The sequence below is a fragment of the Bacillus sp. Bvel1 genome (assembly GCF_014872755.1).
Classification (GTDB): domain Bacteria; phylum Bacillota; class Bacilli; order Bacillales; family Bacillaceae; genus Bacillus; species Bacillus velezensis.
In genome coordinates, this window is the sequence record NZ_JAAOBZ010000004.1 from 415,360 (window position 1) to 437,013 (window position 21,654).

The 21,654-nt window shown below is 46.5% G+C and carries 23 protein-coding genes, 2 tRNA genes and 1 riboswitch; of the genes, 15 read left to right on the forward strand and 10 right to left on the reverse strand.

What is annotated here, in order from left to right; all coding sequences use genetic code 11:
- Positions 1 to 89 precede the first annotated feature (89 nt).
- From HAP68_RS02720 to HAP68_RS02730, 3 genes are all read left to right on the forward strand, one after another.
- Positions 90 to 962: a DMT family transporter gene (locus HAP68_RS02720; RefSeq protein ID WP_024084948.1), complete on the forward strand. Its 873-nt coding sequence runs from the start codon at positions 90 to 92 to the stop codon at positions 960 to 962.
- A gap of 153 nt (positions 963 to 1,115) precedes the next feature.
- Entirely contained in the window at positions 1,116 to 1,733 is a 618-nt protein-coding gene (locus HAP68_RS02725) for an NUDIX hydrolase (RefSeq protein WP_024084949.1), read from the forward strand.
- Between the two features lie 35 nt (positions 1,734 to 1,768).
- Positions 1,769 to 2,551, forward strand: a complete 783-nt coding sequence (locus HAP68_RS02730; protein ID WP_024084950.1) for a class I SAM-dependent methyltransferase — start codon at positions 1,769 to 1,771, stop codon at positions 2,549 to 2,551.
- Positions 2,552 to 2,597: 46 nt separating this feature from the next.
- Here HAP68_RS02730 and HAP68_RS02735 read toward each other — a convergent pair whose 3' ends face one another.
- Positions 2,598 to 3,656, reverse strand: a complete 1,059-nt coding sequence (locus HAP68_RS02735; RefSeq protein ID WP_024084951.1) for a tartrate dehydrogenase — start codon at positions 3,654 to 3,656, stop codon at positions 2,598 to 2,600.
- A gap of 182 nt (positions 3,657 to 3,838) precedes the next feature.
- Here HAP68_RS02735 and HAP68_RS02740 point away from each other — a divergent pair, with 182 nt between their 5' ends.
- Positions 3,839 to 4,525, forward strand: coding sequence for a GntR family transcriptional regulator (locus HAP68_RS02740; protein ID WP_003156038.1), 687 nt, complete (start codon positions 3,839 to 3,841; stop codon positions 4,523 to 4,525).
- A gap of 140 nt (positions 4,526 to 4,665) precedes the next feature.
- On the forward strand, positions 4,666 to 5,859 hold the full coding sequence (locus tag HAP68_RS02745; protein ID WP_024084952.1) for a macrolide family glycosyltransferase: 1,194 nt from the start codon (positions 4,666 to 4,668) through the stop codon (positions 5,857 to 5,859).
- 57 nt (positions 5,860 to 5,916) lie between these two features.
- Here the strand turns inward: HAP68_RS02745 and HAP68_RS02750 are convergent, their stop codons facing one another.
- Positions 5,917 to 6,171 carry a hypothetical protein gene (locus HAP68_RS02750; RefSeq protein ID WP_003156035.1) on the reverse strand — a complete coding sequence of 85 codons (255 nt, stop codon included), beginning with the start codon at positions 6,169 to 6,171 and terminating at the stop codon, positions 5,917 to 5,919.
- 233 nt (positions 6,172 to 6,404) lie between these two features.
- Between HAP68_RS02750 and HAP68_RS02755 the strand changes: the two genes are divergently transcribed.
- Both HAP68_RS02755 and HAP68_RS02760 read left to right on the forward strand, forming a co-directional pair.
- Positions 6,405 to 6,674 carry a hypothetical protein gene (locus tag HAP68_RS02755; RefSeq protein ID WP_024084953.1) on the forward strand — a complete coding sequence of 90 codons (270 nt, stop codon included), beginning with the start codon at positions 6,405 to 6,407 and terminating at the stop codon, positions 6,672 to 6,674.
- Positions 6,675 to 6,810: 136 nt separating this feature from the next.
- Positions 6,811 to 8,169, forward strand: a complete 1,359-nt coding sequence (locus tag HAP68_RS02760; RefSeq protein WP_024084954.1) for a serine hydrolase — start codon at positions 6,811 to 6,813, stop codon at positions 8,167 to 8,169.
- Positions 8,170 to 8,221: 52 nt separating this feature from the next.
- Here HAP68_RS02760 and HAP68_RS02765 read toward each other — a convergent pair whose 3' ends face one another.
- A complete protein-coding gene (locus tag HAP68_RS02765) occupies positions 8,222 to 8,395 on the reverse strand; it encodes a hypothetical protein (RefSeq protein WP_003156030.1) in 174 nt (57 codons plus the stop codon).
- A gap of 196 nt (positions 8,396 to 8,591) precedes the next feature.
- Between HAP68_RS02765 and HAP68_RS02770 the strand changes: the two genes are divergently transcribed.
- Positions 8,592 to 9,158, forward strand: a complete 567-nt coding sequence (locus tag HAP68_RS02770; RefSeq protein ID WP_024084955.1) for a YdhK family protein — start codon at positions 8,592 to 8,594, stop codon at positions 9,156 to 9,158.
- 51 nt (positions 9,159 to 9,209) lie between these two features.
- Here HAP68_RS02770 and HAP68_RS02775 read toward each other — a convergent pair whose 3' ends face one another.
- Positions 9,210 to 10,370: an MFS transporter gene (locus HAP68_RS02775; protein ID WP_015388619.1), complete on the reverse strand. Its 1,161-nt coding sequence runs from the start codon at positions 10,368 to 10,370 to the stop codon at positions 9,210 to 9,212.
- A gap of 54 nt (positions 10,371 to 10,424) precedes the next feature.
- Positions 10,425 to 10,524, reverse strand: a riboswitch (purine riboswitch).
- A gap of 178 nt (positions 10,525 to 10,702) precedes the next feature.
- Here HAP68_RS02775 and HAP68_RS02780 point away from each other — a divergent pair.
- The 3 genes from HAP68_RS02780 (at position 10,703) to HAP68_RS02790 (ending at position 13,431) form a co-directional block, all read left to right on the forward strand.
- Positions 10,703 to 11,419: a GntR family transcriptional regulator gene (locus tag HAP68_RS02780; protein ID WP_014304459.1), complete on the forward strand. Its 717-nt coding sequence runs from the start codon at positions 10,703 to 10,705 to the stop codon at positions 11,417 to 11,419.
- 121 nt (positions 11,420 to 11,540) lie between these two features.
- On the forward strand, positions 11,541 to 12,227 hold the full coding sequence (locus tag HAP68_RS02785) for a FadR/GntR family transcriptional regulator (RefSeq protein ID WP_003156026.1): 687 nt from the start codon (positions 11,541 to 11,543) through the stop codon (positions 12,225 to 12,227).
- Positions 12,217 to 13,431, forward strand: a complete 1,215-nt coding sequence (locus HAP68_RS02790) for a CynX/NimT family MFS transporter (RefSeq protein WP_014304460.1) — start codon at positions 12,217 to 12,219, stop codon at positions 13,429 to 13,431. The genes HAP68_RS02785 and HAP68_RS02790 overlap by 11 nt, the downstream gene beginning before the upstream one ends.
- Positions 13,432 to 13,490: 59 nt before the next feature.
- Here the strand turns inward: HAP68_RS02790 and HAP68_RS02795 are convergent, their stop codons facing one another.
- The 6 genes from HAP68_RS02795 to HAP68_RS02820 all read right to left on the reverse strand — a co-directional run bounded on the left by HAP68_RS02795 (position 13,491) and on the right by HAP68_RS02820 (position 18,135).
- Complete coding sequence (locus tag HAP68_RS02795) at positions 13,491 to 13,805, reverse strand: DMT family transporter (protein ID WP_003156024.1); 315 nt, start codon at positions 13,803 to 13,805, stop codon at positions 13,491 to 13,493.
- Complete coding sequence (locus HAP68_RS02800) at positions 13,805 to 14,134, reverse strand: DMT family transporter (RefSeq protein ID WP_003156023.1); 330 nt, start codon at positions 14,132 to 14,134, stop codon at positions 13,805 to 13,807. Before HAP68_RS02800 ends, HAP68_RS02795 begins: the two co-directional genes overlap by 1 nt.
- Before the next feature lie 72 nt (positions 14,135 to 14,206).
- Complete coding sequence (locus HAP68_RS02805) at positions 14,207 to 14,788, reverse strand: TetR/AcrR family transcriptional regulator (protein ID WP_003156022.1); 582 nt, start codon at positions 14,786 to 14,788, stop codon at positions 14,207 to 14,209.
- Between the two features lie 116 nt (positions 14,789 to 14,904).
- A complete protein-coding gene (locus tag HAP68_RS02810; protein ID WP_007409293.1) occupies positions 14,905 to 16,467 on the reverse strand; it encodes an APC family permease in 1,563 nt (520 codons plus the stop codon).
- A 237-nt stretch (positions 16,468 to 16,704) separates the two neighbouring features.
- Complete coding sequence (locus tag HAP68_RS02815) at positions 16,705 to 17,559, reverse strand: manganese catalase family protein (RefSeq protein WP_015388618.1); 855 nt, start codon at positions 17,557 to 17,559, stop codon at positions 16,705 to 16,707.
- A 111-nt stretch (positions 17,560 to 17,670) separates the two neighbouring features.
- A complete protein-coding gene (locus HAP68_RS02820; RefSeq protein WP_003156017.1) occupies positions 17,671 to 18,135 on the reverse strand; it encodes an SRPBCC family protein in 465 nt (154 codons plus the stop codon).
- 127 nt (positions 18,136 to 18,262) lie between these two features.
- On the opposite strand from HAP68_RS02820, the gene HAP68_RS02825 reads away from it, so the two are divergent.
- From HAP68_RS02825 to HAP68_RS02840, 4 genes are all read left to right on the forward strand, one after another.
- Positions 18,263 to 19,264 (forward strand): NADPH:quinone oxidoreductase family protein, encoded by a 1,002-nt coding sequence (locus tag HAP68_RS02825; protein ID WP_015388617.1) that lies wholly within the window; start codon positions 18,263 to 18,265, stop codon positions 19,262 to 19,264.
- A gap of 430 nt (positions 19,265 to 19,694) precedes the next feature.
- Positions 19,695 to 21,113, forward strand: coding sequence for a sugar porter family MFS transporter (locus HAP68_RS02830; RefSeq protein WP_024084956.1), 1,419 nt, complete (start codon positions 19,695 to 19,697; stop codon positions 21,111 to 21,113).
- Between the two features lie 302 nt (positions 21,114 to 21,415).
- A tRNA-Arg gene (locus tag HAP68_RS02835) sits at positions 21,416 to 21,492 on the forward strand.
- Between the two features lie 8 nt (positions 21,493 to 21,500).
- Positions 21,501 to 21,574, forward strand: a tRNA-Gly gene (locus HAP68_RS02840).
- The last annotated feature ends 80 nt before the right edge of the window (positions 21,575 to 21,654 follow it).

Genomic DNA, 21,654 nt, shown 5'->3' on the forward strand with positions numbered 1-21,654 from the left:
TTCTCCGCCCTTAATGGAGGAAAGTGACTGCGCTTCTCTCCGTTAGGGCATATGACGTGACCTAATATGATAACGGAGGGTGCATCAAATTGAAAAATACATTGTTCGGTTCGATTTATTTGGCATTGGCCGCCAGTATCTGGGGCGGTATGTATGTCGTCGTTAAAGTAGTGGTAGCGGTCATTCCGCCGCTTGAACTGGTATGGCTGAGATATGCGGTGGCGCTTTTTTCGCTTTTGATTCTCAGTTTATTTACACGCCAATCCTGGAAAGTTCATAAACGTGATTTATTACTGATCGCTGCGATCGGATTGATCGGCAACACGATTTCGATCGTCACGCAGGAAATCGGCACGAAATTATCAACCGCGCAGATGGGTGCGATTATTACGGCATCCACTCCCGCATTTATGGTTGTATTTGCCCGGCTGATTTTGAAAGAACGGTTAACGCTGAAAAAAGGAATATCGACAGGGCTGGCGACGATCGGAGTATTGCTCATTGTGGGGAACGGAGATCTCAATATGTCGAGCCAGTTCGGCGGTCTCTCGCTTCTGGCTGCGGCGCTGACATGGGCTTTGATGTCCGTGCTGATGAAACGGGTTCCCGGCCATTACTCACCGCTTGTCGTCACAACGTATTCCATTTGCGTCGCATTTGTCATCCTGACCCCGTTTACAGAGGGCCCGCTTCGGGAGATTCCTTTGTCTCAGCTTGCCCGGCCTGAGATATGGGGCGGACTTTTATATCTGGGTGTGATCTCAACCGCCTGCGCGTTCATGCTTTGGAATCGCGGATTACAATTGCTGAATGCGGCAAGCGGCGGTCTGTTTTTCTTCTTTCAGCCGCTTTCCGGGACATTGCTCGGCTGGCTGCTGCTGGGAGAGACGATCGGAGGAACCTTCTGGATCGGGGCGGCCCTTATTGTTTCAGGCGTCGTTCTCGTCATGAAAGAAAAATAGAAAATGAAAAAAAGCCATTCAGCAAATGAATGGCTTTTTCTGATTTCCCGGCAGGATTCGCTCCGCCATAAACAGAAAACAAGGAGCAGAAACGGGGTACTCTCAAGGTGCAATTCGGGTTTCGTTTAATTAACATAACGGGCGGTGGAAAAAATGGAGCCAAAATGGCTTGAATGGGCAAAACAGCTTCAATCCGCGGCGCAAGCGGGGCTGGCTTATTCCAAAGACATATATGATATTGAGAGATTTGAAGAAATAAGAAAAATAAGCGTGGATATCATGGCGCAACATACCGGCATCGACAAAAGCATCATCAAAGACGTATTCGCCGGTGACACGGGCTATCCCACTCCGAAAGTTGATATCAGAGCGGCAGTTTTTAAAGATCAGAGCATATTAATGGTAAGAGAGAAAAGCGACGGCAGATGGGCGCTGCCGGGCGGATGGGCTGATATCGGGATTTCACCGGGCGAGACCGCTGTCAAAGAAGTAAAAGAGGAGTCGGGAATCGACGTAAAGCCCGTTAAACTGTTAGCTGTAATGGATAAGAAATGCCATTCCCACCCGCCGTCCGCCGCCCACGTTTACAAAGTGTTTATCCGATGCGAGATCATCGGCGGCCGGCTCAGGGAGGGAACGGAAACAAGCGCGGCCGGCTTTTTTGCGGAAACGGAACTGCCGCTGCTATCTGAAGCCCGCAATACGGAAAGTCAGATTAAAAAGATGTTCGCATATCTCAAACATCCGGACGAACCCGTTTATTTTGATTAAGGCAGCAAGCAGAAAGAAAAGGGGGCCCAAGTATAATGGAGGATTCAATTAAACAGCAGGCGCAGCGGCAATTTGCTAAAAACGCCGCGAAATATGTGACTAGTCCCGGATACGCCGCAGGAGAGGATTTGGCATATCTCATTTCAGCTTCCGGTGCCGAAAAGCATATGGACGTGCTGGATATCGCGACGGGAGGCGGACATACGGCTAACGCTCTCGCTCCTCTCGTACGCTCTGTTATCGCATATGACCTCACGGAAGAAATGTTAGCAGCCGCTGAAGCATTTATAACCGGAAACGGATGGACGAACGTGTCATTCGAAAAAGGCGATGCTGAAAAGATGCCGTTTTCCGATGCTGCTTTCGATATCGTCACATGCAGAATCGCGGCGCATCATTTTCCCGATGTCAGAGCCTTTGTTCATGAAGCGTTTCGGGTTGTCAAACCGGGCGGCAGACTGCTTCTCATTGACAATACCGCACCTGAAAAGGATGAATATGACCATTTTTATAATGACATTGAAAAGAAACGGGATCAGAGCCACTTTCGGGCGTGGAAAAAAACAGAATGGCTTCGTTTTCTGGAGACAGCCGGCTTCCGGATTGAATCCGCTGTCTGCTTTTTGAAACCATTTCAATTTACCGTCTGGTGTGAACGGGCAAGCCTGACTGAAGAGAAAGCCGCATTACTGGAAAAACAGATGCTGGATGCTCCTTGTGATATACAGCGGTTTTTTTCTGTAGAAAAGGATCAATCAGGCCGTATTGCGGGCTTCACAGGTGAATCGGCCTGTTTCTGCGCGCTCCGTCCCGTCTGAGACGAAAAAACCGCTGTGCAGTTTTCCTGCCCGCGGTTTTTTCGTATTATCTGTTCTTGATTTGAGAAATAATAGCGGAAGTGACATCTTCCGTTGAATGTTTTCCGCCGGCATCAGGAGTCAGAATACCGCTGTTTGTGACCGTTTCAATAGATTGTAAGAGGAGATGGCCCAGTTCCTCTTCTCCGAATGAATCGAGCATTAATTTCGCCGTCCATATTTGGCCGATAGGATTGGCTATTCCTTTTCCGACAATATCCGGGGCGGAGCCGTGAACAGGCTCAAACATGGAAGGATATTTGCCGTTTACATTGATGTTGGCTGCGGGAGCGATTCCGACGCTTCCCATAATCGCCGCGCCGATATCTGTCAGCACATCTCCGAACAGATTCGAAGCGACAATGACATCAAAGCGTTCGGGCTGCGTGACAAAGAAGGCCGCCAGTGCATCGATGTGCTGGGAATCCGTCTCGATCCCGGCGTACTCCCGGCTGACCTCTTTAAAGATGTCATCCCAGAACGGCATCGAGTGAACAATACCGTTTGATTTCGTCGCGCTTGTGACGTGTTTCCGCCGACTTGCCGCCAGTTCGAAAGCATACCGCATCACTCTTTCTGTACCCCGGCGGGAAAAGACCGCGTTTTGTATGGCGATTTCGTCCTCACCCTGATAAATTCTGCCGCCGACAGAGCTGTACTCGCCCTCACTGTTTTCGCGGACGACTATCAGATCAAAATCTTTCGGGTTTACGAGGGGGGAAGTGATTCCCGGCAGGAGCTTCGCCGGCCGTACATTAATCACCTGTTCAAATTCCCGGCGTATCTTGATGAGCAGCCCCCACAGCGAAACATGATCGGGGACGAGTTTTTGATTCCCCACCGCTCCCAAAAACAAAGCATCAAAGTGCTGTAACGTTTCTAATCCATCATCCGGCATCATAGTCCCGTGCTCCAAGTAATACTCGCAGCTCCACGGAAATGAAGTGAAATCAAAGGCAATGCCTCCATGTAATTCGGCGATCGCGTTCAACACCCGCTCCGCTTGCGGAACGACTTCTTTCCCCACACCGTCCCCCGGTATGCTGGCAATCTTGTATGTTTTCATGTTTCCGTCACCTCTGAATGAATTGTTTTCGGTTTACGGAAGACCGTCGACCGTCGTTCGCTATAATTCCATATTACGCCACCTCCGTTATGCTGACAAGCTCTGGAATGTTGCTTCCATAGATAAACTGTTATATGATCTTGGTAACAATAAGGCCTAAATTGTATGAAGAGGTAGGAAAGATGGATAATTTTAAATTAGATAAGCCAATCCCGTATTATCTGCAGTTTTATTCCCAATTGAAAAAAATGATATTTGACGGGATTTTTAAACCGGGTGAACGGCTGAATGAGACTCAGCTGGCGAAGGATTTCGGAGTCAGCCGGTCGCCGGTCAGAGAAGCCATGCGGCTCCTTGAAAAGGACGGGCTTCTGACGGCAGACGATCGAAACGGCTTTGTCATTTATTCTTTGTCCGTTAAGGATGTTGAAGAGATTTATCAAATCAGAATGTCACTTGAATCATTGGCGGTCGAACTGGTTATTGATGAAGCGGCTGAGAGTGAAATTGACCTCATTGAAAAACAGCTGCGGGAGACGGAAGAAGCCATCAATAAAGGCGTCAAAGAGACTGAGATTATTTCCTTAAACGAGTCGTTTCATCGGCTCCTTGTGGATTTCAGCCGCAACAGCCGGCTGGCCATGCTGCTTGAGCATGTCAATGTGCTGATTCATTTTTGCAGAGTTCTTAATTTTAAAGGAGATGACCGTGCGGAAGTGATCTTACATGAGCACCGGAAAGTCTTTGAAGAAATAAAAAAGGGCGATAAAACAAAAGCCGTGCAATATATGACGGAGCATCTCAAGCATGATGAAGAACATCTGAAAGGTGTGCTCAAAGCGGGAGAAACAGACGCATCATCACGATAGACAAGGTGAAAAGCCTTGTCTTTTTTTGCCGATGTCATCGAACCGTCATAAAGACCTGACGAATGTTCCTTGCATGATTTTTTCCGCGTCATTTATGATAGATATGGAAGAGACGCAAAAAAGGCAAAGGAGTTTGAAAAATGGCGAAACATATTCTGATGATCAATTTTCCCGCAGAAGGACACGTAAACCCGACTTTGGGTATGACAAAGGCCTTCAACGAACGGGGCGATCACGTTCATTATATCTCAACGGAAAAATACAAAAGCAGACTGGAAGGAGTAGGAGCGAAAGTTTATCTTCACAGCGATCTGCTCAGAATGACACCCATTGATCCCGGCAGTCCGTCCGGCATACTTGCATTTTTAAAGGTTCATATCAAAACGTCACTGGAGATTTTACATATTGTGCAGCGGCTGGCAGAGGACATTCAATTCGACGCCGTCTATTATGATAAATTCGGTGCGGGAGAGCTGGTGCGGGATTATCTCAACATTCCCGGCATCTCTTCTTCAGCATCCTTCCTGTTCAATGAAGACCGTCTGAAAATACTGCCGCTCCATCCGGAATCGGGCGTGCCGTTTCAGCCGGACAGGGAATGTGAAGAGCTGTTGGCCGAGATGAAAGACAAATACGGTGTCGCCCCTGACAGCATGGTTCAATTTATGAACAACACAGGTGAATTGAACGTCGTCTATACAAGCAGATATTTTCAGCCCGAAAGTGAGACATTCGGAGATGAGTATTTATTTATCGGTCCGAGTTTTCCGAAGAGAAAAGGGCGCGTCGACTTCCCGATAGACTCATTAAAGAATGAAAAGGTCATTTATATCTCAATGGGAACGGTGCTCGGGGACACGGAAGCGTTTTTCAATCTGTGCATAGACGCGTTCTCAGATTTTGAAGGAAAAGTAGTCATTGCCGCCGGGGAAAAAGCCGATCTGTCGAAAATCAAACAGGCGCCGGAAAACTTTATCATCGCCCCGTACGTGCCGCAGCTTGAAGTGCTTGAGCAGGCCGACGTGTTTGTCACGCATGGCGGAATGAACAGTGTAAATGAAGGCATTCATTATCAAGTGCCGCTGGTCGTTATCCCGCATGATAAAGACCAGCCGATGGTTGCGCGCCGCCTGACTGAATTGGATGCAGGCTGTACAGTGCAAAAAGATGAAGTGAGCGCTGAAAAGGTAAAGCTTGCCGCGGAAGAAGTGCTGCATAACGGAAAATACAAACAAGGCATTCAAGCCATTAATGAAAGCTTTAAAGAATGTATGGACATGAAGGATGTTCTGGCCCGGATCGACCGGTTTATTGAACAAAAACATGCTCAATAATACATGGAAAAAGCCTGTTTCCTCTGCCAAAGGGAAACAGGCTTTTTATAATGGCTTTTAGATGATGTGATGTTCTTCATTTGCAAGTTTCACAAGAGTCAGAAGAGATTCTGCCTCATGTGCGTTGAGTGTTTTTGCCAGACGGTCTTTTTCAAAGATCTGCTGGCCGAAGACATTCACTGACGCCTGGTCAACCGCCGTGTGCCAGTTCTTTTGTGAATGATTCTCGGAAAAAGAGAAAACAAACACGGCAAAGACCGCTATAAGCATCGCCATGACCCAAAATTTTTGCCGATTTCCTGCTGCTGACATAGGCCGCCTCCTAACGTTCATTTTACTGGTATTAGATCATATATGAGCTGTTTTTCATAGAGTAAAGAAGTCATTATTTCAGGTAGTCCAAATGAAACGGAGCACAGCCGAAAGCCCGCCGGTCAGGCCGATGAGCCAATTCATATTTTGTTCATATTTTATTAAAAGTTTATCCAAGCCTGTCCTTTACAGTGGATATAACCATAAAACGCTGCTGAAAGGGGCCTTGAAAAATGCATATTCATATGATCAACAAAAACCAGTTTGAGAGTGACTTGGAGGCGGCCGGCTTCATCCGTCAGGCAGATGATATTATCGGCAAAATGAAAGAATACGTAACGGAATACGCCGCTTCATCCGAACGGTTTCTGATTGAAATTCAAACCGCAATGAACGAATACAAAGCCGTCATCTGTGCGATGTTTTCGACTATGGAAATTGCCGGTGCAAAAAAAGACGAGAAGTATGTTGAGTTCGAAGCCTGCACAGTATTGTGTGAATAAAAGACCTTCATCAAACCTCCGCGGCTGCCTGAACGGCAGTTTACTGACTGGTGTTCCGGGCAGGAAAAATATTGAAACTTCTAAAGCGGCCGTTCGTATAAAAGAGTAAATCAGCTTGTATATGGAGGTTCGTGAAATGAACGATAAGAAAAAACAAGCTTTTGAACAGCTTTTCAGCACTTTAGACGAAAGACATGAAATAAACGGAGCTGTATTGGCAGCGGAAAACGGCCGCATCTTATATCAGGGTTCATTCGGCGCTGCGGAACTGGAAACAAAGAGGATGCTGAATGACCAATCGGTCTTTGAATTGGCCTCAGTATCGAAGCCGTTTACAGCTTTAGGCGTTATCATTTTAGAGCAGCGAGGGAAGCTGCGTTATGACGATATGATAGAGCGGTGGCTTCCTGATTTTCCTTATCCGGGCATTACCATTCGGCATTTACTCCATCATACGTCAGGATTGCCGGACTATATGGAGTTATTTTTAACACATTGGGACCGGGACAGAATTGCCGTTAATCAAGATGTGATCGATATGCTTAAGCAGCATAAACCGGATGCTTATTTCCCGCCGGGCAAGGAGTGGCTATACAGTAATACGGGGTATGCGGTGTTAGCGGTTATTATAGAAATTGTATCAGGCATGAGTTTTGCTGAATTTATGAAACAAGCCGTATTTCATCCGCTTCGTATGCACGATACGCGGATTTATAACAGAAGGCTGAGTAAAGAAAACATTCCGAACTATGCATATGGCTATGTATATGATGTTCATTCCGGAGAATATGTGCTGCCGGATGAACTTGAGGAAACCGATTATGTCGTCTTTCTTGACGGGATTCAAGGTGACGGAACCGTTAACTCCACTATTAGAGATTTATATCTGTTTGATCAGGCTCTTTATACGGAAGAAATCATCGGCAAAGAGTCTAAAGATCAAGCGTTTACACCGGGCTATTGGAATGAAGAAGAGCAATTCGGATACGGATTTGGCTGGATGATTCAAAACAGCCCCCAAAAAGGGAAGGTTATCAGTCACGACGGAGGCTGGCCGGGTTATTCAACTCTGATGATCCGGTATATTGACCAGAACAAAACACTGATTTATCTCAGCAATATGGAACAATCGTATCAATTTGAACAAGCTGTGATTGCCGCGGCCGTAAACATCTTATTTGATCAGCCGTACGTGATTCCGAAACGTCCGGCGGATCAGAAAAAAGCAGATATCGATCCTGCGATTTACAGCAGATTTACCGGCAATTACTCATTTCAGGATGACACACATGCATCGGTGACGGTAAAAGAAAACCGATTGTATCTTGCAATAGACGGGCAGACACCATTTGAATTATTCCCAATGACGGAAACCCGTTATTTTGTCAGGGCGCTGCCGCTTGAAATTGAATTTGCAGGTGATAAAGCACAAACTGCCCCGCATTTCGTTTTATATCAGGACGGCACAGAAGAAACGGCTTTGCGGATAGACTGACTGACATGCAAAACAAAACCGCCGTCCTGAGAAGACGGCGGTAATAGAAAAGTCAAACCCCTTTAATGACGCGAAATTTTCTTTTCGGCTCTGACATAAATATAGAAGAAAAAATCATAGCTCCGACCATTGTGATGTATTCCATATAAAGCGAAACTTCTGCCAAAACCAACCCCGCAATCATTAAAACAGCGCCCAATACCACCGCAAAAACCTTCGTTTTCATGATGAGTTCCCCCTATTATCTGATAATTAAATTATACTGCATCTCTATTAATGTGTACATTTTGTGAACAATTTCACCTGATAAAAGGCAATAAAGAGAGAGTTAAAGAATTAGGAGAAATGACAGGCCATCTTTTTGTTTTACCGAAGAAACGAAAGGGAAAATGAAAAATCAAAAAGGCAAAGGAGTTCTTGAAATGAAAGCGAGACTATTTTTATTCAGCATGTTTCTCCTGATCCCCGTTCTGGCGCTTGCCGGATGCAACGGTCAATCTTCAGGAGGAAGCGAAAAAGCGAAAGACAAAGAAACGCACTCTCACGAAGACATGAATCACTCAGGTTCATCCGAGGTGCCGAAAGGTTTAAAGAAAGCCGAAAATCCGACTTATAAAGTCGGCAGTGACGTCATGATTTTAGCTTCTCATATGAAAGGCATGAAAAATGCGCAAGGAACCGTAAAAGGTGCTTATGATACAACGGTTTACAGTGTATCTTACACTCCGGAAACGGGAGGAAAGCGCGTCGAAGATCACAAATGGGTCATTCAGGAAGAGCTGAAGGGCGCCGGTGATAAAACGTTAAAACCGGGTGACAAGGCCGTGATCGAGGCATCCCATATGAAAGGCATGAAGGGTGCCGAAGCCGTTATTGATTCAGCCAAAAAGACAACCGTTTATATGGTCGACTATACACCGACTGACGGCGGCCAAAAAGTAACCAATCATAAATGGGTGACAGAAGACGAGCTTGCTGCCGCAAAATAAAAAGACCGCCAAAGCCGAAGGAACTCCTTTGGCTTTTTTGCGGTCTCACATTTATGCGGATTTTCTTTTCAAGGCAGGTCTCGTTAAAGAGAATACAGCTAACGCGACAGCGATAATGACAATCAAACCGCCGCACCAGGCTGTTGCTGTGACAGAACCGGTTTGTCCGATCACGCCGCCGCCGATGGCTGACCCGAGCGCGATGCCGATCTGCAAAGCGGACGTGTTGAAGCTTTGCTGAATATCGGAAGACTCAGGCGCAATTTTGATTAAATAGCTTTGCTGCGCCGGCGCAAGGCTCCAGCTGAGCAATCCCCAGATCACCATCGCAGGCAGGAAAATGATTAAAGAAACCGTTGTCAGCGGAAGAATAAACAGGATCAGAGCGAAAGAAACGGTCACAAGCATGATGCTTTTAAATGCTCCTAAACGGTCATACAGCCAGCCTCCGAACGGGCCGCCGCATACCGCTGACAGACCGAACAAAAAGTAGCATACACTGACCCAAACGGAACTCAAATGAAGCGTTCTTTCCAAAAAAGGCGCAAAGTAGGCATAGAGTGTGTAATGCCCCGCCAATGTAAACAAGGTGACAAGGTGTGCGCTGGCAATTTTGGCGGTCCCGATCGTCTTGATCTGCTCACGAAACGGAATCATTTTTTCAGCAGGTATTTTTTCGAAAAAGACGCTGATAATCAGCATGGAAATGAGAGATAATACGCCGATTCCCAAGAACAGAACACGCCATCCGAAGGCATTGCTGATGATAATGCCGACAGGCACGCCTAAAGCGATTGCGGAGCTGAACCCCATGAAAATGATGCCGATCGCCCGCGCTCTGTATTCAGGCGCCACGATTTTAGGAGCAATCGTTAAAGAAAGGACGACAATCAGCCCTGTGCTCATGGAAGCGAGCACCCGTGACACCATAAGAACGGCGAAATTGGGACTGAAATAAGCGACCAGATTACTTAGGAAGAAAATAAACAGTGCGATTAAATAAAGCCGCTTTCGTTCAGCCTTTGCCGTCACTGCCAAAAGCAGCGGGCCGGATACCGCGTAACCGAGCGCAAACACGCTGATCAGCTGCCCCGCGCTGACAATGGATATATCTAAGTCGGAAGCGATTTGCGGAAGAATACCGCCCACAATTAATTCAACCAATCCGACTGCGATGGTAGATGCTGCAAGCAGAAATACTTTGAAATTCATGTACAGATACTCCTTTTTTTATTTTTTAGAAAATAAAAAATCCTGATTACAAAAAGTGTACGGGACAATTTTTGTAATCAGGATTTTACGGTTCCTGGTAGACACCCTCAAACCATATCATTGAGGTTATACAATATATTGCAATATTCGGTTGTGTCCGTTTCTGCAAAAAATTCTACCATAATAGTGAGGGAGATTCCATAGAAAATTCGAGGAAATCCTTTCAATTTCAATATCGGCGGCTGTAACGTCATTGATGAAGCAGGGAAAAAAATTTATGATAACCGTAAGGAGTCTATACAGATCAAACATTATACAGCCGGAGGAAACCGATGAATAAGTACGAAAAAATCGCCAACGAAATGAGAAAGAGGATTAAAAGCAGTGTATATGACATAGATCAGCCGATCCCGGATGAAAAGACGCTCGCTGCGGAGTTCGGGTGCAGCCGGATGACGATGAAGCGGGCGCTTGATACACTTGCGGCTGAAGGGATGCTTTTCAGAAAAAGAGGGCACGGCACATTTATCATTCAATCAGCCATGCAGGATGAGCACGTTCACGTAGTCAGCAACGAAATTCTCGGCTTAAGCAATTTGTTAAAAGGCAAAAATATCAAGAGCAAGGTCATCCGGTTTGAAGTGCAGTTTCCGTCTCAAGATGTCGCCGCACATTTGGCTATCGATGAAAAGACTCCCGTCTATTATGTAGTGAGGCTCAGAATCGTTGAAGGCGAACCGTACGTTCTTGAAAAAACGTACATGCCGGCGAGCCTTATACCCGGCATTAATGACGAGGTGCTCAACCATTCCATCTACGATCATATTACACGGGGATTGCAGCTCAAAATCGCGGGCACACACAGAAAAATCAGAGCGTGCAAGTCGGATGATATGGATCAGCAATATCTCGGCTGCCGGCCGGATGACCCGATACTTGAAGTCGAGCATGTAGGCTTTTTGGACAACGGCACTCCCTTTGAATATTCATTTTCCCGCCACCGTCATGACAAGTTTGTCGTGACCTCAGTCAATATAAAACGTTCATAAAAGCGCCGAAGAGTGAGAGAAAAACTCACTCTTTTTTTGTTGCCGCTGATTTACATCGTCGCTTCTTTTATGTTATATTACCCAATGATAGAATCATCCTACAAATTTCAGAGGTGTTTTGATGGAGATATCCAAAACAAGCAGACTGTCGCTCGTAGAACAAGTGGTGGCGCAAATTGAATCGTTAATTCAATCGGATAAATGGCCGGTCGGGACGCGCATTCCCCCTGAGCTGGATTTAATGAAGCAATTTGATGTGAGCCGAAACACGTTGCGTGAGGCCATTCGGGCGCTCGTACATGCCGGCCTGCTGCAGACAAGGCAGGGGAGCGGTACGTATGTCAGCTCATCCAGTGTTCTCGGCGCGGCATTTTACCGCCATATTAAAAAATCAAATTTGCTTGAAACATTAGAAGTCAGATACGCACTCGAAAGAGAAGCTGCACGATTGGCGGCGGAAAGGCGTAATGACGAAGACCTGAAAGCACTGAAGGCATGCTTGGATGAATGTGAAGCGGCCTTGCAAAATGAAGATCGAAAACGGTATGCCGAAGCCGACATTAAGCTGCACAAAACAATTGTACAGGCGGCCCATAACAATATGCTTTCTGATCTATACGAGCATATGACGGAGGCGCTTTGTGCGTCAGTCCATAACCTGTTGGAAATCACCCCTGCTATCCGGATCCACACCCAGCTTGCCGCCGCGATTATCGGACAGAAACCGGATCAGGCCATGGAGGCCGTCAACCAATACATCACAGTATTTAAAGATACAATACACATGGAGGATGAACATGAAAATTAAAGACGAACATCAAGTTCTGCAAGCAAGTCAGCGTAAAAAACTGATATTGCTGGTCATCGGAGTCATATTGATAGGGGCCAACCTCAGAGCGCCTCTGACATCGGTCGGACCGCTCGTTTCCTCAATTCGGGACAGCCTCGGCATGACCAATGCGGCTGCCGGCACCATTACGACAGTGCCGCTTTTGGCCTTTGCATGTCTGTCGCCGTTTGTTCCTTTATTGTCCCGGCGCTTCGGGACCGAGATTGTCTTACTGTCATCATTAATTGTCCTGACAGCCGGAACTCTGCTGCGCTCCATCGCCGGAATCGGCACTCTCTTTTTCGGAACGATCCTGTTGGGATTGTCGATCGCCGTATGCAACGTCCTGCTGCCGAGTCTCATTAAACATAAGTTTCCCGGAAATTTAGGCATCATGACCGGCGTCTACTCGGTTTCTATGAATCTGTGCGGCGCGATTGCATCCGGCATCAGCGTGCCGATCGCCTCTTCAGCGGGGGTAGGCTGGAAAGGCGCGCTCGGCTGCTGGGCTATCCTTTCTTTTATTGCGTTCGTCATGTGGATTCCGCAAATGCGAGGACGCGAACTGCCCGTCCGCACGACTGGGACAAACGGAGAGAAAAAAAACAGTCTGATGCGGTCTCCGCTGGCTTGGAAGGTAACGATGTTCATGGGGCTGCAATCCCTTATTTTTTACACCGTCATCGCTTGGCTGCCGGAAATTCTTCAGCAGAATGGACTCAGCTCAAGTAAGGCGGGATGGATGCTTTCATTAATGCAATTCTCAGTCCTGCCGATTACTTTTATCGTGCCGATCGCTGCCGCTAAAATGAAAAATCAGCGCGCACTCGCCGGACTGACGGCTTTATTTTTCCTTATCGGCATTGCCGGCGTTCTTTTCGGAAGCCCGGCTCTCACTCCGCTATGGGTCATTTTGATCGGAATTGCGGGAGGCTGTGCGTTCAGTCTGGCGATGATGTTCTTCAGCCTGCGGACCCGGCATGTTCATGAAGCCGCGGCGCTTTCCGGCATGGCCCAGTCATTCGGATACCTGCTTGCCGCGTTCGGGCCGCTTGTATTCGGTTTGCTGCATGACATCACGCACGGCTGGACGGTTCCGTTATTCATGCTGATCGCAGTCTCTGTTCTGATTTTCATTTTCGGAGTCGGAGCGGGAAAAGCGGAACAGATCAAAACAGCATAAAAAAACAAAGGACCCGTTTAGGGTCCTTTGTTTTTTATTTAAAAAGCTGTCTCAGGCCGTTACGCTGTCAGTTTTAAGCCGATGACACCGATGAGGATAAGCCCCAGAGACACCAATTGTGACAGATTGAATTTTTCTTTAAACCAAAGTATGCCTACGGCTGAAACGCCGATGCTTCCCATGCCGGTCCAAGCCGCATACGCGACACCTGTGGGAAGAACCTGCATCGCTCCGGAAAGGCAAAAGAATGAAAGCATAAAGCCTGTTACCATGACAATCAGCGGCCACTTTTTTTTAAAACCGTCAATATGTTTCATGGCAACGGCCGCTACAACTTCCTCCGCTCCGGCAATAAATAACAGCAGCCATGCCATTAATGTTCACCCCTTGTTTCAGTTTCTTTCGTAAATACCTTCATTCCTAAAATGCCGGACAACAGCAAAGCCAAAAAGAATATTTGTCCGATTGAAAACGATTCGCCTAAAATGACGCCCGTTACATATGTGCCGACGGTGCCTATTCCGACAAAAACGGTATATGCGGCAGCCATCGGAATTTTTTTATAAGAGCGGATCAGCATCAGAAAGCTGACGGCAATCAAAAGGAAAATACCAATCCAATCAAAGAGCGAATCCGCATGCTTCAGGGCGGACGCCCAAACTACTTCTAACAATCCGGCTATCAATACAAGCAGCCAATACATGATACAGTCACCTCAGTTATGAATGAATGTCAGTCATTTTTACGGCGGTCAAAAATGATCGGTCTCCGCCAATCATTTCTGCAAGCTTCTTTTGAGAAAGCTGAATATTTCTTTTTTATATACTTCGAGATCGACATCCTGTTCACAGCCGATATAAAACCGTTCAGCCGCGTTCTCGACAACGTTGATAATCGTTCTGGCCGTCCATCTGACATGAATGCCGCTGATGACCTCACCCTGTTCAATGGCCGTATTGATCATGCCTTCCAGCCAGGAATAATAAGGCTGATAAATGGCTTCCCATTTCTCCATTGAATGATCGATGGCAAGACCGGAATAACAGAGAACGATAATATCTTTATGAAGCCGGGTGATGTGAAATGTCTCATCTACCAAAATGTCCAGCAACGTCCAAAAATCTTCAGAACCGTCCGTTTTCCCTTTTATTCTGTCCAGCGTAGTGTCGAGCAGGTTTTCTGCAATCGCGGATATCAGTGCGTTTTTAGAAGAAAAGTATAAGTAAAACGTACCTTGGGCCGTTCCGGCTTTTTTGACGATTTCTGAAATGGATGCTTTGTCTAATCCTTTTTCAGAAATGACTTCAATCGCGGCTTGCAGGATCTTTTCGTATTTTCCCGAGCTTTGTTTTGCCAATAGAGGGGTTCCTCCTTTTATGAATGACTGTCATTCATTTTATCGCATATTCGCTTTTTTGTCATCCCTTAACATAAAAATACCGGAAAGAAGACCATACTTCTTTCCGGCATTCGTCATTTATCACTGTCGATCATAGCCTTCGGCAGACCTGTATATTTTGCCCAGTAATAAATACCGAGCGAACCGATGGCGATCAGAATCAGGTCAAGCGGATTGCTGATAATGCCCAATCCGTGGCCGAACGAGCCGAGATAGGAGAAAATCAGCATCATGACATAAAAGCCGACGATCCACCATGCTGATTTCAGCTGCTGGCGTATGCTGACATCATCTTTGGGAGCATATTTACTGAAACAGAGATAGATCAGAAACATGACAATTTGAGAACCGAGAAGCCAGGATACGGTGCGCCATCCGGACCAATATACAATATAAGAGGTAAAAATAAACGACAGCGGCCCGATGATGCTCATCCCTTTTAAATAAAACGGTCTGTTAATGTTCTTCGCGTTGACTCTCAGCGCCGCAGAAGAAATCGGCGCAATCGCATAAGACAGAATCAATGCGACGGAGCATACGTTAACAAGAGCGTTCCAAGAAGGGAACGGAAGCGTCCAAAAAACAGCCAGACCGAACGAAAGCCAAAGGGAGGCGCGCGGTGTCCCGGTTTCTTTATTGACTTTAGAAAAAATGCTGAATAATGTTCCGTTTCTGGCCCAGGCATAGACGAGACGTGAAGTCGTATTCATAAAGATATTTCCGTTACCGCCCGGGGATAAAATCGCATCTAAAATAACCAATGTCGCCAGCCACCCCAAACCGAGCAAAACGGCGATATCTTTGAACGGAAGGGAGAATTCAGTCCCGATAGCCGGCCATCCGTGCTTCAGGGTATCCGCCGGGATCGCCCCGATAAAAGTGAGCTGCAGCACGGTGTAAATAATAGTAGAAACGATAATACAAACAATCAATGCAATCGGAATGTTCCGCTTCGGATTCTGCACTTCACTCGCGACAGCCACAATCGGATGCAGCCCAAGGTATGCAAACATGACGCCGCCTGTGGAAATCGCGGCCTGAATTCCGGTGAAACCAAAAGGCGCGAATCCGTGAACGGTCATATTGCCCGGGTGAAAATGAAAAATCAGTACAACAATTACCGTAATCGGTACGACATATTTAAAAATCGAAATAATGAAGTTTGCTTTCGCAAAGGTTTTGACACTCCAGTAATTGAGGAGGAAGAACAGGCAGAGCAGCGCAAATTGCAATATCCATCCGGCAATTGTCGGAGAATCAGAGCCTTTTACGGTCAAACCGGGAAACCAATACGCCACGTATTGGCGGACCGCCGTGACTTCTATAGAAATAAGACTCGTGTATGCCACAATGGTGACAAAGGAAATTAAATATCCGACCAGGTGTCCGTGTGAATATACGGGATACCGGATAATTCCCCCGGTCCGCGGCAGCGCGGCGCCCAGTTCCGCATAAACCAAGCCGATCAATAAGATGATTCCCCCGCCGATCAGCCAGGAAAAAACGCCTGACGGGCCCGCTTTAGAGGCGACGTTACTGACGGCAAACAGCCATGCCGAACCGAATATGGCTCCCATGCCGATTAAAATAAGATCAAAAAGTGACATAGTTTTCTGGAAGTTTCCTTGCTTAGACATTCGCTGCCTCCTTAAAAAAGACATTGTTCTCTTTACATAATTCCCATTATCATTCAAACATACCCAGCCGGCCGGCTGGAAAATTAGGACAACTTTCGAAACGAAGTATGTACAGAAATGTGCTCACATCAAAATCACGGCCGTATGGCAAGATCTCCCGGCTTATATTCCCCGTTTTGAACACATTCAAACCTCATATTCAGAAAAACAAAAAACGCCCGAAACAGGCGTTTTTTGTTACAAGTTCATATCTTTCAGTCCGGGGCTGTGCTCATTCGGAAGCTCGGGAAGTTCCGGGACGGGGAAACCTTTAGGAGGCTCTGACACACTTAATTCGCCGCCGTTTCGGCTCGGCGTCGTTCCCTGCAGAATTTCTCCGATCCGTGTCGGATCCAGTCTGAAATTAAATTGGGTATTATGATAACCCATTTCAACGAATTTCCGGCATTCCGGGTATTTTTCAATATCATAATTCGGCACGGGAAATAATTTGCCCCATTCGACACCCAGTGTTTCCAGCGCTTTTGTAAATGCATTTTGATGGGCGTTGTCACGGACGATCAGAAAACCGAGTGTTTCTCTGAACGTCTGGTTTGAGCTCATTTCATAAATGCGCGTCTTTTGCAGCACACCGGTTGATTCCAGCACGACATTGTCCAATAGATCGGAAATCAGATTCCCGTGGTTGTATACCCAAGACCCGTTCCATGGATTGCCGCTTGCATCGGCAGGAAGAGAACTTTGCGCCCCGATAATATAATGGTGCGGATTGGCGTGTTTAACCGCTTCGTCAAGCGGCGCCTGATCTGCTGCCTGATTTCCGGCTCCCTCAGCGCCGCTTTCATCCAGCAGCGCATTAATCGTATGCTGGACGAGCTCAACGTGTGCAATTTCTTCTAAAAATACGCCGCGAAGCAGGTCGCGGAACTGTTTTTCTTTTCCTCTGAAATTAGAGCTTTGGAAAAAGTATTGCATCATCGTCCGCATTTCCCCGTAATGCCCGCCTAAAATTTCCTGAAGCACCTTGGCCGCGGCCGGGTCCGGCTTGTCCGGTTTAATGATATTGATCAGCTCTTCTTTGTAATAATACATAAACAGCGCCCCCTGAAAGAAGTTTTCGGTTCTTCTGTTAGTGTCTTTGCAAAGTCAGTTTTTATGTATCGGCATCAAAAAAAGGACGGAAAGCGTGTCCGTCCTTTTGTGTTAAGCCTCAACCGCACCGCGAAGTTTCGTGTTGACAAGCCCGTTCCATCCTTGATCCATCGTACTGTGAATCTCGGAGCTTTTCCGATTGACTTTATTGATGACGGCTTCCGGCTCTTTCCATCCGCCGTGAATGAGAGTGAATTCCGTATCTCCGCTTTCCGTTTCCTTTAAGACAAAAGAGACGATCCAGCCTTCCGTATCCCACGAAAAAGAAAGGCGGTACGGCGCTTCAATATCCAGCAGCTTGCACGGAGACGGACCGAACGGAGATTCCAGCTGAAACTCACTGTCTTCTTGAGGTGTGAAATCATTCGGCATAAACCAGAGAGACAGGCCGTCCGCCGTAGAGACCGTATCCCAGACAACTTGTATCGGCGCCTTGAAAACGGCGGTATGAATAATGTCCGGTAATGGCTGATTGCTGTTGTTGTTTTTGTTATCTTTGTTTTGTTTATCAGACATGATGCGTAACCACTCTTTCGCTGTTTTTACTTTTGATCATACTACACAGGGCAGGACATTTGAAAACAAATCAAACTTATTTTATGCTTTTCCAAAGCCATTCAATTCATTTTAAGGAGACGTAGTGATGACAGATCAATTTAAAGCGTTAGTAGTCGATCAACATGGAGACCGGTTTTCAGTCAGCGTACGGGAGCTGGCGGTTCAGGACCTTCCCGAGGGTGAAGTGCTGATTAAGGTTTGCTACTCAGGGGTGAATTATAAAGACAGCTTGGCTGCCATTCCTGACGGCAAGATCGTAACCTCGTATCCTTTCGTGCCGGGAATTGATTTAGCGGGAATCGTCGTTTCTTCAGATGACGCCCGTTTTAAAGAAGGGGACAAAGTCATTGCGACAAGCTACGGCATAGGCGTTTCCCATTTTGGCGGCTATAGCGGGATGGCCCGCATTCCGGCAGATTGGATCGTGCCGCTGCCTGAAGGTCTGACACTTAAAGAAGCCATGACGATCGGAACCGCCGGCTTCACTGCCGCATTGTCCGTCCAGCGTCTTGAAGAAAACCATGCCGCTCCTGAAAAAGGGAAGGTGCTGGTGACGGGAGCGACAGGGGGCGTCGGAAGCTTTGCCGTCTCCATTCTTTCAACCTTAGGTTATGAGGTCGAGGCCAGTACGGGAAAAGAAGAAGAAAGCGGGTATTTGAAGAGCCTCGGAGCAAAGACGGTCATTCACCGCGACGAAGTGTATAACGGCACGTTAAAACCAATGCAAAAACAAAAATGGGCAGCGGCCGTCGACCCGGTCGGAGGTGAGCCGCTTGCTTCAGTTCTCAGTCAGATTCAGTACGGCGGATCAGTTGCTGTGAGCGGACTGACAGCGGGAACGAAACTCCCGGCTACAGTCTTTCCGTTTATATTGCGCGGCGTCAGTCTCTTGGGAATTGATTCCGTATTCTGTCCGATGGAGACAAGAAAGAAAACATGGCAGCGTTTAGCTGATGACTTCAAGCCTGCAGATCTGGAGGCCTTTATTCAAAAGGAAATTACACTTGAAGAGCTGCCGGATACGCTTCCTGCCCTTTTAAAAGGAGAAGCGAGAGGGAGAACGATTGTTACAATAAACGAAGAATAAAACAAAAACCCCCAATCAGCAGTTGGGGGTTTTCAATATGTAATCAATTATTGATTATAATAGGGGTAATTAATTGAGTATATTATGGAAATAAATTGATATAAAACGAAAATTGATTATATATAGGTAATATAAAGGTGAGTTATAAAATTTTATGAAATATTTATTGACTGAAAGCGCTTTTAAAATTATGATAATAACATAAGTGCCAATAATATCATTATAACTTCACTACAAAGTAACTATAAAATAACAATATGACGAGAGGGGGAGAGCGAATAATCACTATAAATGATAACGCTTTCGGAACATTTTCTTCTTATATAACTGTTTTGGACGGTCAGAACTTGTATGCAGACGTTAGAGGTGTAAATGTTGATAACTGAATATTCCGATATTATCTCTGTGTAAAAACTAGGAGGATTTGAAGATGAATAAAAATAGCAGCCAGCATTCATTTTTGAGAACCATCATTTTAGTATCGACATTCGGGGGGCTTCTTTTCGGCTACGATACCGGTGTGATTAATGGGGCGCTGCCGTTTATGGCGGAAGCTGACCAGCTTAATCTTACCGCTTTGACTGAAGGGGTGGTGGCGAGTTCCCTGCTCTTGGGGGCTGCGATCGGCGCGGTTTTCGGAGGGAGATTGTCGGACTGTAACGGCAGACGTAAAAATATCCTTATCCTTGCCGTTTTGTTCTTTGTAGCGACGCTTGGATGTACACTGGCGCCTAACGTATCGGTTATGATCATCTCCCGTTTTCTGCTGGGGCTTGCCGTCGGGGGAGCATCCGTAACCGTTCCGGCATATTTGGCTGAAATGTCGCCGGCGGAAAGCCGAGGGAGAATGGTTACCCAAAATGAATTGATGATTGTAACGGGCCAGCTGCTTGCCTTCACGTGTAATGCTATCATCGGCAATGTGCTTGGTGATACCTCTCACGCTTGGCGTTATATGCTCGTTATCGCGGCCCTTCCGGCGGTATTCTTGTTTTTCGGTATGCTGAAAGTTCCTGAAAGTCCGCGCTGGCTGGTTTCTAAAGGAAGAAAAGAAGATGCTTTGCACGTTCTCCGGCGAATAAGGAATGAAGAGAAAGCGAAGTCTGAGCTCGCTGAGATTGAATCTGCCTTTCATAAGGAAGCTCAGATGGAGCAGGCGACCTTTAAGGATCTTGCCGTTCCGTGGGTGCGCCGCATTGTGTTTATCGGGATCGGAATTGCGGTAGTGCAGCAGCTCACCGGTGTGAATTCAATTATGTATTATGGAACTCAAATTTTAAAAGATGCCGGTTTCGAGACAAAAGCCGCATTAATCGGCAATATCGCTAACGGTGTGATTTCAGTGCTCGCGACTTTTGTGGGAATATGGCTTCTCGGCAAAGTCGGCCGCCGCCCGATGCTGATGACGGGACTGATCGGAACGACTGCGGTGCTGCTTTTGATCGGAGTTCTGTCTGTCGTGCTGAAAGGATCGCCTGCTCTTCCTTATGTGGTTCTTTCATTAACAGTCACTTTCCTTGCGTTTCAGCAGGGGGCTGTCTCTCCGGTGACCTGGCTGATGCTGTCGGAGATATTCCCGCTGCGATTGCGGGGGCTTGGTATGGGGGTGACTGTCTTCTGCCTCTGGATCGTGAACTTCATTGTTGGTTTAACTTTTCCGGTCATGCTCGCAAACATCGGATTGTCTGCAACCTTCTTCATTTTTGTCCTGTTAGGGATAGCGTCCGTTATATTTGTGAAAAGGTTCCTTCCGGAAACGAAAGGTCTTTCGCTCGAACAGCTTGAACAAAACTTCCGTACCTATGAAAAAACAGATCGTAATAGCGCAGAAGCCGAGGTGAGCGGGTAATCTGAATAGACGCGGGGTTCCTGGGAATCCTGCTTTTTATTTATTATATAGAAGGGAATAATAAGCGGGAAAAAAGTTTCGTAAAAGTGTTGACCTAATTTAAAGTGCGTGGTATATTATTAAACGTCGCTGATGAACAAAGCGATAACGACAAATGAGAAAATGATCTTTTTAAAAAAGACTTTACAAATTCTCGAAAGCGTGTATAATAAATGAGGTCGAGAAAAAAGACTTCGAAAAGAAATAAAATAACACTTGACATCATAACTGATTGGTAGTATGATAGTTAAGTCGCCTGATAAGCGCCCGTAGCTCAATTGGATAGAGCGTTTGACTACGGATCAAAAGGTTAGGGGTTCGACTCCTCTCGGGCGCGCCAATTCAAATGCGGGTGTAGTTTAGTGGTAAAACCTCAGCCTTCCAAGCTGATGTCGTGAGTTCGATTCTCATCACCCGCTCCATTATAATGATCTTTGAAAACTAAACAAGACAAAACGTACCTGTTAATTCAAAGTTTTAAATAAATCGCACAGCGATGTGC